This window comes from Phaeobacter sp. G2, assembly GCA_025163595.1.
GTDB lineage: Bacteria > Pseudomonadota > Alphaproteobacteria > Rhodobacterales > Rhodobacteraceae > Pseudophaeobacter.
In genome coordinates this window covers 1327277-1342275 of sequence record CP104100.1, presented here as the reverse complement: position 1 = coordinate 1342275, position 14999 = coordinate 1327277, and the positions used below count along the sequence as shown (strand labels likewise).

The 14999-nt window shown below is 62.4% G+C and carries 11 protein-coding genes; 6 read left to right on the top strand and 5 right to left on the bottom strand.

Annotation, left to right across the window (positions count from 1 at the left end; genetic code table 11):
• Positions 1-300: 300 nt before the first annotated feature.
• From N1037_06440 to puuE, 3 genes are all read right to left on the bottom strand, one after another.
• Positions 301-1728: a purine permease gene (locus N1037_06440; GenBank protein UWS80649.1), complete on the bottom strand. Its 1428-nt coding sequence runs from the start codon at positions 1726-1728 to the stop codon at positions 301-303.
• A 68-nt stretch (positions 1729-1796) separates the two neighbouring features.
• A complete protein-coding gene (locus tag N1037_06435; GenBank protein ID UWS80648.1) occupies positions 1797-2294 on the bottom strand; it encodes an ureidoglycolate lyase in 498 nt (165 codons plus the stop codon).
• A complete protein-coding gene (gene puuE / locus N1037_06430) occupies positions 2291-3709 on the bottom strand; it encodes an allantoinase PuuE (protein ID UWS80647.1) in 1419 nt (472 codons plus the stop codon). The genes N1037_06435 and puuE overlap by 4 nt, the downstream gene beginning before the upstream one ends.
• 199 nt (positions 3710-3908) lie before the next feature.
• On the opposite strand from puuE, the gene uraH reads away from it, so the two are divergent.
• The gene (gene uraH, locus N1037_06425; protein ID UWS80646.1) at positions 3909-4277 is read left to right on the top strand and encodes a hydroxyisourate hydrolase; all 369 of its coding nucleotides are present in this window, start codon (positions 3909-3911) and stop codon (positions 4275-4277) included.
• A 307-nt stretch (positions 4278-4584) separates the two neighbouring features.
• On the opposite strand, the gene N1037_06420 is transcribed toward uraH, so the two are convergent.
• The gene (locus tag N1037_06420) at positions 4585-5529 is read right to left on the bottom strand and encodes a LysR family transcriptional regulator (GenBank protein ID UWS80645.1); all 945 of its coding nucleotides are present in this window, start codon (positions 5527-5529) and stop codon (positions 4585-4587) included.
• A gap of 192 nt (positions 5530-5721) precedes the next feature.
• On the opposite strand from N1037_06420, the gene N1037_06415 reads away from it, so the two are divergent.
• The 5 genes from N1037_06415 (at position 5722) to N1037_06395 (ending at position 13952) form a co-directional block, all read left to right on the top strand.
• Positions 5722-6954: a urate hydroxylase PuuD gene (locus tag N1037_06415; GenBank protein UWS80644.1), complete on the top strand. Its 1233-nt coding sequence runs from the start codon at positions 5722-5724 to the stop codon at positions 6952-6954.
• A gap of 257 nt (positions 6955-7211) precedes the next feature.
• Complete coding sequence (locus N1037_06410) at positions 7212-9035, top strand: BamA/TamA family outer membrane protein (protein UWS80643.1); 1824 nt, start codon at positions 7212-7214, stop codon at positions 9033-9035.
• Complete coding sequence (locus tag N1037_06405; protein UWS80642.1) at positions 9035-12547, top strand: translocation/assembly module TamB domain-containing protein; 3513 nt, start codon at positions 9035-9037, stop codon at positions 12545-12547. The genes N1037_06410 and N1037_06405 overlap by 1 nt, the downstream gene beginning before the upstream one ends.
• Before the next feature lie 149 nt (positions 12548-12696).
• Positions 12697-12981 (top strand): hypothetical protein, encoded by a 285-nt coding sequence (locus N1037_06400; protein UWS80641.1) that lies wholly within the window; start codon positions 12697-12699, stop codon positions 12979-12981.
• Positions 12981-13952, top strand: coding sequence for a glycosyltransferase family 2 protein (locus N1037_06395; protein UWS80640.1), 972 nt, complete (start codon positions 12981-12983; stop codon positions 13950-13952). The genes N1037_06400 and N1037_06395 overlap by 1 nt, the downstream gene beginning before the upstream one ends.
• Before the next feature lie 191 nt (positions 13953-14143).
• Here N1037_06395 and N1037_06390 read toward each other — a convergent pair whose 3' ends face one another.
• Complete coding sequence (locus N1037_06390) at positions 14144-14899, bottom strand: WecB/TagA/CpsF family glycosyltransferase (protein ID UWS80639.1); 756 nt, start codon at positions 14897-14899, stop codon at positions 14144-14146.
• Positions 14900-14999 lie beyond the last annotated feature (100 nt).

The following is a 14999-nucleotide window of genomic DNA, read 5'->3' as shown; positions in this document are numbered from 1 at the left end:
CAGCACAGCTGCAGCGCTCCCGTTGGGCCCAGCGCCGCGCCCTATGGAAAAAGCAGTTTCTTGCCGCATCCTGGGTCAAGGGCAGCCTTGGCTGCCGCGCGCAAGCGCGGTTCACCCTTGAGGCAGGATGCGGCGCCACAAGCTTTAAAGGGTTCTGAAGGGGCAAACCCGCCCCTTCAGAACCTCTCAGCAAAAGAAAAGCGCCGCGCGTCAGCGCGGCGCTGGGCCCAACTAAACTGGACCAATCTATGATTGGACCAGTTTGGACGGGAGCTCCCCTTTTTTGGCTTCTAAAAACCATTACTCTCCAGGCAGGCTGCCATCACCATGCCCTGCCATGCCGCCAGAGACTTCTTCGGTGGCTTCATCCGCCAGTTCTGCAGGCAGGACCAGGTTCAAGACGATTGCAATCAATGCAGCCGGTAGCAAGCCACTGGTCATCAGCACCTTCAGCGTGCCCGGCAGATATTGCACCGCCCCCGGCTCCAACTGCAGCCCCAGACCAACCGACAAAGATATGGCAAAGATCACCATATTGCGCCGGTTCCAGTTCACATCGGACAGCATCGAAATCCCGGCGGCCACAACCATGCCAAACATCACGATGACACCGCCGCCAAGCACCTCAATCGGAATGGTGCGAATGATCGCTCCGACCTTGGGCACCAGACCACACAGGATCAGGAACAGCGCCCCGATGGTGACCACATGGCGGCTCATCACGCCGGTCATGGCGATCAGTCCGACGTTCTGGCTGAACGAGGTATTTGGCAAACCTCCAAAAATCCCGGCCACTGCCGAGCCAATACCATCGGCAAAGGTAGCCCCGGTGATTTCCTCTTCCGTGGCCTCCCTCTTGGCGCCACCACGGGTGATCCCGCTGACATCACCAACGGTCTCTACTGCTGACACAAAGGCCATCAGACAAAAGCCCAGAATGGCTGCAAAGGAGAACTCAAACCCGTATTTGAAGGGCACTGGAAGGGCAAAACTTGCCGCCCGCGACCAGCTGTTGCCAATCGCCTCGACCGTCACCATGCCCATCATCAGCGCATAGATATAGCCGACAATCAGACCCAACAGCACCGCCGAAACCGACAGCATGCCGCGGGCAAAAAACTTGAGCCCCAGGGTGGCAAAGATCACCACCAAGGCCGCCGACCAATTCAACAAGGAGCCGTATTCAGGCGTGCCAATCGCAGGCACCCCGCCGGCCGCATATTGAATACCAACCTTGACCAGTGCCAGACCGATCATGGTCACCACCAGCCCTGTCACCAGCGGCGGCAGCGCAAAGCGGATCTTGCCAATCACCAGCCCCAGCAGACCATGGAAGATACCGCCAATCAGCACCCCACCATACAAGGCCGCCAGGCCATCGACGCCCTTGCCCGCCACCAGCGGGATCATGATCGGCAAAAAGGCAAAAGATGTCCCCTGCACAATCGGCAGCGCCGCCCCCACAGGTCCCAGGGTCACAGTCTGCAACAGGGTCGCCACCCCGGCAAAGAGCATCGACATCTGGATCAGATACAGCAGCTCCGGAAAGTCCGGCGAATTGGAGCCAAAGCCAAAGCCCGCCGCCCCCGCCACAATGATCGCCGGGGTGACATTGGAGACAAACATTGCCAGCACATGCTGGATGCCCAGCGGCACCGCACGCGCCAGCGGTGGAGTGTAATTCGGATCCCGCAGTTGCGCAGGTGTTCCTAAAGCGCCATCAGCCATTTTCATATTCCCTCGTTCTGTTGGTTTTCAAGATCGCCACCTTCTTTGGGTGATCCCTCTCGTCGTTGTCAGCTTCGCTCCACCACAAAAGGCGTCTCGAACCAATGTTCCTGCAGGTTGGCGCCAGCGCCAATGCGATCCACAACCGCAAACAGCCCCGGCGCATGCAAAGGTGTCAGAACCCCGTGCCAGGTGCCGCGGTGAAAATTCACCGCCTGTCCCGGCTGGGTCTCAAAGGCCAGTGGTGTGCCGGGCGTGCCGCCCGCATCCCGGGCCACGATCACCAAAAACCCGTGTTCGCTCATCGGGATAAAGGCCTGACTGCCCTGCGGGTGGCGCTCCATCATCGTCAGCGCCAGCGGCAGGGTGCGGGGTTCCGCATTGAACAGGCTCAGCCCCGCCCGACCGTCACAGAAATCCATCTGCGCCAGGTCATGGTAGCGACCGCAAAGCCCCTGATTGATGATCTTGTCCGGCGCGCCAGTGACCTGCAGCAGATCGCCAAAGGGGGCAAACCCCGCAGCGCTTATCGGCTGAATGGCGATCTTGTTCTCCGGCGCGCTCATGCTGGCACCAGATCGCGCAGGCGGAACTCGGCAATGCGCTCCACCTGTTTGCAGGCTTCGGCAAATTCCTCGGCGCGGCTGTTGTCGATGCGCCGTTCAAAGGCCGCCAGGATCGCGGCCTTATCGTAGTCCCGCACCGCAATGATGAAAGGAAAGCCGTGTTTGCCCACATAGGCGCTGTTGAGCGCACTAAACCGCTGCCGCTCCGCATCTGTCAGCGCATCCAGCCCGGCGCTGGCCTGCTCCGTGGTGCTCTCTGCGGTCAGTCGTTTGGCCGCCGCCAGTTTTCCCGCCAGATCCGGGTGCGCGGTCAAAACGCCCAGGCGTTCGTCCTCGCTGGCAGAGCGGAACATCCGGCAGAGGGCATTATGCACCCCCCCTGCGGTGTCATGCGCCGGGCCCAGCTCCAGCCCATGGGCGCGCTCGGCAATCCAGGGGGAGTGCTCAAAGATACCGCCAAAGACCTCGACAAACCGCGCAAGATCCATCTGGCTGGCGCGCTCCCGGCGCTGATGCGGATGGGTCTTGGCCCAATGGTCGGCAATCTCAATGCGGCGCGGGCACCAGACATGATCAAAGCTCTGAATATACTCAAGAAACTTCTTCAACCCTGCCGCCTTGCCAGGGCGGCCAATCAGCCGACAGTGCAACCCGACACTCATCATCTTGGGCGCGCCATTTGTCCCCTCGGCATAGAGCAGATCAAAGGCGTCCTTCAGATACTGAAAGAACTGTTCGCCAGTGATATAACCCGGTGCAGTGGCAAAGCGCATATCATTGGCTTCCAGCGTGTAGGGGATCACCAGCTGGTCGCGCGCACCGACCTCCAGCCAATAGGGCAGATCGTCATCATAGGTGTCCGAGACATAGTCAAAGCCGCCCTCTTCTGCCACCAGCCGCACCGTATTGGCGCTGCAGCGCCCAGTGTACCAGCCACGCGGCCGCTCCCCGACCACTTCGGTATGCAGCCGCACCGCCTCGGCAATGGCCGCGCGCTCGTCTTCCGGGGCCATATCTTTATGCTCGACCCATTTCAGACCATGGCTGGCGATCTCCCAGCCGGCAGATTTCATCGCCGCCACCTGATCGGGAGAGCGCGCCAGCGCCGTCGCCACGCCATAAATTGTCAGCGGGATACCTGCAGCGGTGAACATGTCATGCAGCCGCCAGAACCCAGCCCGCGCGCCATATTCATATATCGATTCCATATTCCAGTGCCGTTGCCCCGGCCAGGGCGCAGCCCCGGCAATATCGGACAAAAAGGCCTCGGACGCGGGGTCGTCATGCAGGGTGCAATTCTCGCCGCCCTCTTCGTAGTTCAGCACAAATTGCACCGCCACCCGGGCCGCTCCCGGCCAGGCTGCGTTTGGAGCCTGCGCCCCGTAGCCAATCATATTGCGCGGATATCTGTTCATGCGCTGCGTCTCTTTCTTAACCTCTGTCCACCGCTCTGTCGTCAAAAACGGCAAAACCGGCCTATTCTCTCTTGCTATTGTAAAAGGCGCGGCTTCTTTTTCAAATATTCCCGAATACACTGTCAAAGCAGCGGTGTTTGCAGCAAAATCCATAGTCATGCAGGAAAATGCAGCACACATCTCACGGAGCGCCTCTGAAATGACCGGATATCTGACCACCCATGTTCTGGACACCGCCCAGGGCAGCCCTGCCGCCAATCTGCCCATCACTCTCTACCGGATCGACGGCGACAACCGCCACCAGCTGGCCCAGATGAACACCAATGCCGATGGGCGCACCGACAGCCCCATCCTACCCCAGGACCAGTTCACCCCCGGCACCTACGAGCTGGTGTTTGACGCCGGCGCCTATCTGCGCGCCAGCGGCCAGGCCGGTGGTCAGGCCAGCGCCGAACCCCTTTTTCTCGATCAAGTGCCCATTCGCTTTGGCATCAGTGATGCAGAGGCCCATTATCACGTGCCCCTGCTGCTCTCACCCTTTGGCTATTCCACCTATCGCGGCAGCTGACCCACGCACTTTGCCCCGACCCTCTGTTTTGACCGGGTCAAGGGCGGCGCAGCCGCCGGGCTATGCCCGGCTTGCCCTTGAGGCGGGCAGGACAGGTTTAAACTCGACAGGGCGTCTTCAGAGGCAGACTGCCTCCTGAAGCGCTTCTCAGCAGTTTTTCTTTCTGCGCCGCGACAGCGGCGCCGGGCCCAAGACCGGGACGGGCCCGTCAGGGCATGTCACCGGGGGCGGGAGCCCCCCTTAACAAAGCTGAGCGGGAGCCCCCTTTTACTTCACAGGCGAGAGCTTCCCTTTTGGCCTCGCGACATTAGTTTTCGCCTGGCGCGCAAACGGCAACAGATGCCTCGGCGGCGCGCACCGAGGCGCCCATGCGTTGGGTCATAAAATCCATAAACAACCGCGTCTTTGGGTCCTGGTGACGACGGTGGGTATAAAGACAGGCCATCTGCACCGGCACCGGCGGGCTCTGCTTCGCCACCGCCACCAGCGCCCCCGAGATCAAATGCTCCGCCACCTCAAACACCGGCTTGAGGGCAATGCCTTCCCCGGCCAGGGCCCAGTCTATCAGCACATCGCCATCGTCACATTCATAGCGCCCGGAAACCGCAAAACGTTTCGGCCCGTCTTCACTTTGCAACATCCACTGAAACTCGCTGGCGCCAGGATAGCGCAGGTTCAAACAATTATGCGCCCCGCCAACCAGATCCTCGCCCCGCTCAGGTGTGCCGTGGCGGGCAAGATAATCCGGCGCCGCACAGAGCACCCGCTGGCAGTCAGCAATCTTTCGAATGCGCAGATTGCTGTCCTCCGGTTGCCCCAGGAAAAACGCCAGATCCAGCCCTTCGGTGGTCAGATCCACCGTCCGGTCTGACAGCCGCAGGCGCATGTTGATCTCTGGGTATTCTGCCAGAAAGGCTGGCACCTCCGGCGCCACCAGCCGCCGGCCCGCCCCCAGGGGAGCCGCCACAAACAGGGTGCCGCGCGGCGTATCCGTCAGATGCATCACCTGGGCCTCGGCCTGATCCACTGCCTCCAGCACCGAAACCGCGCCGGAATAAAACGCCTGGCCCTGTTCGGTTGCGGTCAGATTTCGGGTGGTGCGCTGGAACAGGCGCACCCCCAGGTAATCCTCCAGCTGCGAAATCCGCGCCGAGGTCACCGCCGGAGAAACCCGCAGATCCCGCCCCGCCGCCGACATCGAGCCCAGCTCATAGACACGCACAAAGGTTCGGATATTATCGAGATAAGACATGGCGCCTCCGATTGCCTCACGGCATTCTTCTTGTTTTTTTGATACAGCTTGGAAGTTTACTGGAATACCGAATAAAGATGCGCTTGCCTAGGGTGGCCACGGAGGAAACCTTAGGGAAATCTATGGAACCTCCTGAACAAATCTCAACGCTGCACAAAGACGACACCACACAGACCATATGAGGGCACGGGCATGTATGAAATTCTGATGATGTGGGATTGGCTGGGCTTTGCCATTCGCTGGCTGCATGTAATCACCGCAATGGCCTGGATTGGCTCTTCTTTCTATTTCATCGCCCTGGATCTGGGCCTGCGCAAGGCGCCCAATCTGCCGGTTGGCGCCCATGGCGAGGAATGGCAGGTGCACGGCGGCGGATTTTACCACATCCGCAAATTTCTGGTGGCCCCGGCCGAGATGCCGGAGCATCTGATCTGGTTCAAATGGGAAAGCTACACCACCTGGCTGTCGGGCTTTGCCTTGTTGATGGTGGTCTATTGGGTGGGCGGCGAGCTCTATCTGATTGATCAGGCCAAGGCAGAGCTGACCCTGTGGCAGGGCATTGCCATCTCGGCGGCATCGCTGTCGATTGGCTGGCTGATCTATGATCGCCTGTGCAAATCCGGCCTGTCCGAGCGCCCCACCCTGTTGATGGTACTGCTGTTTGGCCTGCTGGTGGTGATGGGCTATGGGCTCAACCAGGTCTTTACCGGCCGCGCTATGATGCTGCACCTCGGGGCCTTTACCGCCACCATCATGACCGCCAATGTGTTTTTCATCATCATGCCAAACCAGCGCATTGTGGTGGCGGATTTGCAGGCAGGGCGCACCCCGGACGCCAAATATGGCAAGATCGCCAAGCTGCGCTCGACCCATAACAACTATCTCACCCTGCCGGTGATTTTCCTGATGCTGTCGAACCACTACCCGCTGGCCTTTGCCTCTGAGTACAACTGGCTGATCGCGGCCTTGGTGTTCCTGATGGGGGTGACCATCCGGCATTATTTCAACACCAAACATGCAGGCACAGGCAATCCCACCTGGACCTGGCTGGCCACAGCGTTGCTGTTCCTGGGGGTGATTATCCTGTCCACCCTGGGTCTGGAACAGGAGGGCGAGGCCGATGAGGACAGCGCCGCACTGACCGGCACCGCGCTGATCATGGCACAGGCCGATGGCTTTGAAGAGGTCCATGAGATCGTTCTGGGCCGGTGCAGCATGTGCCACGCCCGCGAGCCCTTCTGGGATGGCATTCGCACCGCCCCCAAGGCGGTTTTGCTGGAAACCGAAGCCGATCTGGCCCGCCAGGCCAAGGCGGTGTTTCTGCATGCCGGCATGACCGATGCCATGCCCCCGGCCAATGTCACCTTTATGGAGCCAGAGGATCGCGCCGCCATTCGCCGCTGGTTCAAGAACGCCCGCATGTAGCAACGCCCCCATGTAGCGCGGCTTTCACCTGCCTGCAGCCTGGCTTTCAGATGAGCTTGCACTGCGCGCTACAGGTCAACTTGCGCGGCTTCCTGCCCGCGATGCCAAACTCTGCTCAAATCCCTCTTGGGACTACTTTACCTCACGCTGCTCTGTGCTAGGGTCACCAAGACATCCTGAGTGGCGGCCCTGCCTGTTGCCACGTACCCGGGATCGTTCTGTCTGCGCCCAATTCCTGCACGCTGCCCGGAGTGCCCATGTTTTTCAAATTGCCCCTGCGCTCTGCCCCGCAAAGGGTCCTGCGCGCAGCCGCTTTGGGCCTGTGTTTGACCGCCCCCTTTGTGCCCACTGCGGGCATCAGTGCCGAAGTCCAGCTGGCGGCGCCCGGCGCCTCAGAGGCGCTGACTCAGCGGTTGCAAGGGGCCTCCAGCGTTCTGGGAGCCGATCCGCAGATTGATGCGCAGGAACTGCTGGCCGCCGCCCTGTCGGACTATCGCACTTTGGTGCAGGTGCTGTATGACGCCGGGCATTTTGCGCCGCAGGTCACCATCCGGCTCGACGGGCAAGAGGCCGCCCGCATTGAGCCACTGAACGCGCCGCGCCAGATCAATCAGGTGCGCATTACCGTGATCCCCGGCCCAAGCTTTCGCTTTTCCCGCGCCGAAATCACCCCCTGGCCCAGCAACAGCGATATGCAGCGCCCTGCCGGTTTTGCCGTCGGTCAACCCGCCACCACCGGGGTGCTGCGCGATGCCGGCGCCGCCGGGCTGTTGGCCTGGCGCAGGGCTGGCCACCCAAAGGCCCGTCTGGCACATCAGGCGATCACCGCCAACCATCGCGCCAATACGCTGGACGCCCGCCTGACCATGGCCCCTGGGGCAAAATTGCGGTTTGGCACGCTGCGTCTGGCCACCCCCAGCGCCGTGCGCACCGAGGCAGTCCAGCGCATCGCGGGCCTGCCAACCGGCGCGGTCTACCACCCGGATCTTGTGGCCAAATCCGCCACCCGCCTGCGCCGTACCGGTGCCTTTTCCTCGGTCACCCTGCGCCCCAAAGACCAGCCTAACCCGGACGGAACGCTTGATTATATCGCCACGGTCGAGGACATGCCGCCGCGGCGGCTGACCTTTGGGGCCCAGCTCAGCTCCTCTGACGGGATCGAGATCACCACCAGCTGGATGCACCGCAATCTGTTTGGCGGCGCGGAAAAACTGCGCTTTGAGACCCGGCTCAGCGGGCTGGGGGGCAGTAATGACATTGACGGGCGCATTGCCCTGCGACTGGACCAACCCGCGACGCTGGGGCCAGATGACAATCTGTTCTACCTCATTGAGGCCGAACGGCTGGACGAAGAACATTATACCGCGACCCAAGCCCGGGGCGGTATTGGTCTGCGCCGGGTCTATTCCGATCAGCTGTTTGCCGAAGCGGGCTTTGGCTTTAACACCATCCTGGCCGAGGATGCCTTTGGCAAACGGCGCTTTAAATATGTCGCCGGTTTTTTGCGGGCGGAATATGACCGGCGCAACAGCCGGGTGAATGCCACCAGCGGCTATTTCATCAATGCCCGCCTCACCCCTTTTCTGGGTATAGACGGCACCGACGATGGCCTGCAGATCAAGCTCGATGGGCGGATCTATCACGGGCTGGGCGGCAGTGATCGTCTGGTTCTTGCCGGGCGCGCCCAGCTGGGATCGGTGATTGGCCCCTCGCTGGGCAATACCTCCCCGACATTGCTGTTTTTCTCCGGCGGCGCCGGATCGGTGCGCGGCCATGAATACCAATCTCTGGGCGTGCCTGTGGGTGCCAATTCCGCCGGGGGCCGTGGCTATCTGGCGCTTTCGGGCGAATTGCGCGGCAAGATCACCGACAAGCTCTCGCTGGTTGGCTTTTTTGACATTGGCTATGTGGACAGCGATGCCTTTGTCTCCAGCACCTCGCAAAGCCATTCCGGCGCCGGGTTTGGCCTGCGCTATGATGTGGCCGGGATCGGGCCGCTGCGGGTGGATTTTGCCTATCCGGTGGATGGCGGCACCGAGGATGGATTGCAATTCTACATCGGTATAGGGCAGGCTTTTTGATGCGCGTTTCGGTTCTGTTTCCCGCCGCTCTGCTGGCCAGCTCTGCGCTCACCCTGCCCTTAGTCTCGCCACTGGCAGCGCAGGACACCACGCCCGAAACCCCGCCTGAGCCTGAGCCCAGCTATCTCGAAAGCTTCCTCGAAGAAAACCTGTCCGCAGACAACCAATACATCACCGTAACCGGGCTGAACGGTGCCTTTTCCTCGCAGGCGGTGATCGACGAAATCACCGTCGCCGATACCGAGGGCGTCTGGCTGCGGCTGCGCGGCGCTGAGCTGGACTGGAACCGGCTGGCCCTGCTGCGTGGCAATTTGTCGATCAATCACCTGAAGGCTGCGGAAATTGCCGTGCTGCGGCAACCAAAGCCGCTGCCGCCGGATCCCAGCCTGCCCAGCCCCGAGGCCACGCCCTTTCAATTGCCGGACCTGCCGGTCGCGATTGAGCTGGGAGAGATCAGCGTCGCCCGCATCCTGCTGGATGAGACGCTGTTTGGCTTTGCTGCCAGCCTCAACCTGCAGGGCGGGCTGAAACTGGCCGAGGGCAGTCTGACAACCCAGCTCGAGGTGAATCGGCTCGACAAACCCGGCGACCGGCTGAGCCTTGAGGCCGGATATGCCAAGGACAGCCGCCAGATCACCCTTGATCTGGCGCTCCAAGAAGCCTCGGGCGGCTTGATCTCCACCGCCTTGGCGCTGCCTGCGGCCCCCAGCCTGCAGCTCGATATAAAAGGCAGCGGCCCGGTCGAAGATTTCACCGCCCAGATTGCCCTGTCCTCCAACGGCAGCAACAGACTGGCGGGCCAGATTGAACTGACGGCTCTGGCCGCGCCACCCGAAGCCGGGACAGGTGCCACCGGAACCCCCGACGCTGGCGCCACCACTGCAGCGGCTGGCATTGGCTTCACCGCCGATCTTGGCGGCGATATCGATGCCTTGCTGCTGCCGGACTATCGCCCCTTCTTTGGGCCGGACCTGCAACTGGCTCTGCGGGGCAGTAGCACCTCCACAGCCGGGCTGGTGCTGGACAGTTTTGCCCTGCGCAGCCAGGCCCTGCGGCTCAGCGGGGCACTGGCCATGACCCCCGCGGGACAGCTGGACACCGCCAATATTCGCGCTGCAATCACCCCGCCCCCAGGGCAGGCTGCGGTGCTCCTGCCCTTGCCCGGCGCCGATACCACCCTGGCTGGCACAGAAATCCTGGCGCAGAAAACCAGCGACGGCCCCTGGTCTCTGAGCGCCGAGTTGACCCAGCTCAGCCATCCTGAGGCGCTGATCGAAACCGCGCTGATTACGGCCCAGGGGCGGCTGTCACTGGATGACAGCGGCGCACAGCAGCTCGACGGGGATGTCACCGCAGAATTGCAGGGTCTGAAACTGCGCGATCCAGCCTTGGCCGCCGCAGTGGGGCGCGAGGTTTCTCTGTCCAGCCATCTGACCACCCAGGGCGCGGCGGCATTTTCGCTGCATGAGCTACTGCTGCAGGGGCAGGACTATCAGGCCAGCGGAGACCTGGGCTTTGCGGGGCTGGAAAGCGGCCTGCAGGTCACTGGTGATCTGCGCGTCGGTGCCGGCAACCTGCAGCGGTTTTCTGCTCTGGCAGGCCAGCCCCTGTCGGGCGCCGTGCAAGGCCAGATCCAAGGCGCGCTCACGCCGCTTTCCGGCGCCTTTGAGGCCGATATGGCGCTACAGGGCCAGGGCGTTTCTGCCGGGATTGACGTTCTTGATCAGCTGACAGAGGGCACTCTGGCGCTGACCTTCAAGGGCGGGCGCGATACCGCTGGGCTGGAGATCAAACAGTTCACACTGCTGAGCGGGCAAATCTCAGCCGAGGCCAGCGGCACCCTGGACAGTCGCGCCGGCAGCCTGCATCTGCAGGCGGGCCTCAAGGATCTCAATCTACTGGTGCCGCAGGTTTCCGGGGCGCTGACCCTGGAGGGCGACCTGACCCGAAGCGGCGACAGCCTGTCGGGGCAGCTCCAGCTCAAGGGGCCACATGCCTCCTTTGCCCAGCTCCAGGGCCGTGCCCAGCTGGACGGCGCGGCGGATGTCACCTTTGAGGCCTCACTGGAAGAAATGCAGCGCTTTGTTCCCGAACTGCCGGGCAGGCTCAGCGCGACAGGAGAGGCGCGACGCCGTGATGGCCGCTGGCAGATCACCAGTGATGCCAAGGCGCCTTCGGGGGCTGAGGCGCGCCTTGCCGGCAGCTTTGACGAAAGCAGCGGGCTGGCCGATATCACCGCCACAGGTCAGGCCCGGCTGGAAGGCGCCAACCCCTTTATCACCCCCAATCTGCTGAGCGGCACCGCCGCCTTTGATCTGGCACTAAAAGGCGCGCCCACGCTCGCGGCCCTGAGCGGCAGCATCACCACCCGTGGCGCCGCAATGGCACTGCCTGCTGCGGCCCAGCGGCTCGACGCTATCAACGCAACGGTCACGCTGCAGAACGCTGGCGCGCAGTTGCAGGTTTCGGCCCGCCCCCGGGATGGCGGCAGCCTGCGCCTGACCGGACCCATAGCTCTGACACCCCCGTTTGATGCTGCGCTCAAGATTGCCGTATCGGATGTCACGCTGACTGATCATCTGAGCTATGAAACCCTGCTGGACGGCGCGCTGTCCTTTGCCGGTCCGCTGGCGGGCAACAGCCGTTTGAGCGGTCGGATTGATATTGGCGAAAGCAATATCAACCTCAACACCGCCGGGGGGGCAATCTCGGCGGCGCCCATCCCGCCAATCCGTCACATCGGCGAATCGCGCCCGGTTCGGCAGACCCGCGCCCGCGCTGACCTGATCCAAACCACCGCAAGCACCGGATCCAGCAGCAACATCGCCCTGGATCTGTTGATTGACGCGCCAAACCGCATCTTTGCCCGGGGCCGTGGGCTCAATGCCGAACTGGGTGGCCGCATCCAGCTGCGCGGCAGCACCGCAGCCCTGGCCCCTGCCGGGCAGATCAGCCTCAAACGTGGCACCTTTGACATCCTTGGGCGGCGTCTGGAACTGGACGAAGGCCGCATTACCCTGCTGGGGGATCTGAAACCACATCTGGAGTTCCGCTCCTCTGCCAGCACCGCCACTGGCAGTGCAACGCTGGAAATCGAAGGCCCCCTGGATGCGCCGCAAATCAAGGTCACCTCCGACCCGCCGCGCCCCAGCGAAGAGGCCCTGGCGCTGCTGTTGTTTGGCGACAACATTGATGATCTGTCCCCCCTGGCGCTGGCGCGCCTGGCCAAATCTGCGCTGGATCTCAGCGGGCGCGGACTGGGCAACCAAAGCCGCCTGCGGGACGCAACCGGCGCTGACAACGTCGAGGTCGGGCTCGACAATATTGGCTCGGGACTGTTGGGGCTGGGCGGCTATATCGGCGAAAAGGCCTATACCGATTTCAACGTCAACACCGAGGGCGACAGCGAGCTGAGCATCAACATCGACCTCACAGATTCCGTCACCGTGACCGGCACTGTCGACAGCGAAGGCGAAAGCGGTTTTGGTCTGTTCTTCAAGCGGGATTACTGATTTTCTGGCCCCCGCATACCCCACGCCATCAGCGCTCCGCCCCGGCGGCGCAATTTCGACACATGTCTTCGTTAAGCCTGCACATGCTTTTCCAAACCGGAGCAGCCGCTTAACCTGGCCCTAAAGCCCCGACACGCTGGACAGATTGCATGAGTGAACACCCACCGCAGCCCGCCTTCGCTGCCCGTATCACAAAACACCTCAACTCTGCGCTGCACCGCGCCCGGTTTTTGGCCTCTCAGCGCCATGTGCATGGGCCAAAACAGCGGATCGCCACCGCCGATGAGGTGGTTCTGGTCGCGCTGATGCGCGATGGCGTCACTCCCGCCCCTCATCCCCATGCCTCAACCGGGCTACGGCTGGCACCCCCCGCATATAGCGCCTATGTAGCCACGCACTCAGGCAGGTCTCACAATGACAGAGGGGCCGCATAATGACGGTGTCCGCCCCGAACAGCGCGCCTCACATCAGCGCCGTGGTGATAGGACGCAACGAAGGCGCGCGTCTGCTCGTCTGCCTTGCCTCGCTGCAACCGCAGATACACCGGCTGATCTACGTCGACAGCGGCTCTAGCGATGGTTCGACCAAAGCGGCGCAGGCGCTGGGGGTCGAGGTGGTGGCGCTGGATATGTCGCTGCCCTTCACTGCCGCCCGTGCCCGCAATGCGGGGCTGGACCGGTTGCAGGGCGAACAGGGGTTTGTGCAGCTGGTTGATGGCGATTGCGAGGTGGACGCCAACTGGATCCCCCAGGCCGCCGCGTTTTTGCAGCAGCACCCAGAGGTGGCCGTGGTCTGTGGCCGCCGTCGCGAGCGCTTTGCAGAGGCGTCGATCTACAACCAACTGTGCGATGCGGAATGGAACACGCCCATAGGTGAGGCCAAGGCCTGCGGCGGCGATGCGCTGATGCGGCTGGAGGCCCTGCGCGCAGTGGGCGGATATCGCGCCGATCTGATCGCAGGGGAAGAACCCGAAATGTGCCTGCGTCTGCGCCGCAAGGGCTGGAAAATCTGGCGCATTGATGCGGAAATGACCCTGCATGATGCGCAGATGACCCGGTTTGGCCAATGGTGGAATCGCAGCCGCCGGGCCGGCTATGCCTTTGCCCAGGGGGCCGCGTTGCATGGGGCCTCACCGGAGCGGCACTGGCTCACCGAAACCCGCCGCGCCCTGCTCTGGGGTGGGGTGCTGCCGCTGGCTCTTCTCTTGGGCACTGTGGCGATCTCCCCTTGGGCCCTCGTGGCTGCAGGACTATATCCGCTGCAGCTGCTGCGTCTGAGCCCGCGCATGGGACTGCGGCCTGCCTGGTTTTCGCTGCTGGGGAAATTTGCCGAATGCGCTGGCGTGGCAGAATACTCCTGGGACCGCGTGCGGGGAAAAAACCGCAAAATATTGGAGTATAAATAGGCTCGCACCGCCCGGCCCCTTGCCGCATTTGCCACTGAACACAGAGCACAAAACAATGCGCTGCAGCGCTGGCGCGTCAGAGCCAGCGCCGGGCCCAAGGCTGCCAAGAGGGGGCAAAGCCCCATCTGCAGGCGCGGGAGCCCCCCCCTTGCCGGGTCCCAGCCCGGTTCTATTTATGCGAATAGAGGAGACTACAGTTTGGGCCGGTTGCGCAGGGCCTGCCAGATCTGACCGGGCAGAATGGCAAAACACTTGGCATAGCGTGGCACCATCCGGCCTGGGCTGCTCAAGGCGCGCCACAGCCATTCCATGGCAATCTTGCGCACCCAAAGCGGCGCCCGTGTCTGATGACCACCCAGAAAATCCAGCCCCGCCCCAATCGAGGCAAAGCCAACCAGCGGCGCCGCGCTGCGGCCGCGATGGGCCAGGCGTTCCTGCTTGGGCGCGCCCAGGGCCAGAAAACACAGGCGAATGCCCTTGCTGTTCAGGTTTTCGAGTATTTTACCGGCTTCATCGCTCTGTGGGTCAAAAACCCCCGAGGGCGCATGGCACCAGGCCAGATCCAGCCCCGGCACCTCTGCCTCCAGATGTGCCTTGGCATCGCGCAGTGCCACCTCGGTACTGCCAACCAAGGCCACCGGCACCCCGGCTGCAGCGGCCAGACGGCAAAGCGGCAGAACCAGATCAGACCCCGGCATCAGTTCAACCGGGCGTTTGGCCAACTGCGAAAGCCAGACAATGGGCCGCCCGTCTGCCACCACCAAATCCTGTCCGGCGTAGGCTTGCAGAAACTCTGGCGAGTCAGCCAGCTTAACCAGATGATCCAGGTTCACGGTTGCCAGGGCAAAGCCTTCGCCCGCCGAAAAGCGCCGCAAAACTTCGCTCTCCAAGGCGGCCCGGGTGGGCAAATTCACCGTGATACGCTGGCCTTGAAACTCAAAAAACACCTGTTCACTCCTACGCTGACCCCAAAAACCGAGATCCGCCAATTTCCAAGCAGCGCTGCGCAAATACCCCGCAAAAGACCGTGGCTCAAGCCACTCTAAC

Bases quoted from the DNA above. Each gene is read 5' to 3' on its own strand.
- N1037_06440 (UWS80649.1), bottom strand. From the start codon at position 1,728: ATGGCTGATGGCGCTTTAGGAACACCTGCGCAACTGCGGGATCCGAAT.
- N1037_06435 (UWS80648.1), bottom strand. From the start codon at position 2,294: ATGAGCGCGCCGGAGAACAAGATCGCCATTCAGCCGATAAGCGCTGCG.
- puuE (UWS80647.1), bottom strand. From the start codon at position 3,709: ATGAACAGATATCCGCGCAATATGATTGGCTACGGGGCGCAGGCTCCA.
- uraH (UWS80646.1), top strand. From the start codon at position 3,909: ATGACCGGATATCTGACCACCCATGTTCTGGACACCGCCCAGGGCAGC.
- N1037_06420 (UWS80645.1), bottom strand. From the start codon at position 5,529: ATGTCTTATCTCGATAATATCCGAACCTTTGTGCGTGTCTATGAGCTG.
- N1037_06415 (UWS80644.1), top strand. From the start codon at position 5,722: ATGTATGAAATTCTGATGATGTGGGATTGGCTGGGCTTTGCCATTCGC.
- N1037_06410 (UWS80643.1), top strand. From the start codon at position 7,212: ATGTTTTTCAAATTGCCCCTGCGCTCTGCCCCGCAAAGGGTCCTGCGC.
- N1037_06405 (UWS80642.1), top strand. From the start codon at position 9,035: ATGCGCGTTTCGGTTCTGTTTCCCGCCGCTCTGCTGGCCAGCTCTGCG.
- N1037_06400 (UWS80641.1), top strand. From the start codon at position 12,697: ATGAGTGAACACCCACCGCAGCCCGCCTTCGCTGCCCGTATCACAAAA.
- N1037_06395 (UWS80640.1), top strand. From the start codon at position 12,981: ATGACGGTGTCCGCCCCGAACAGCGCGCCTCACATCAGCGCCGTGGTG.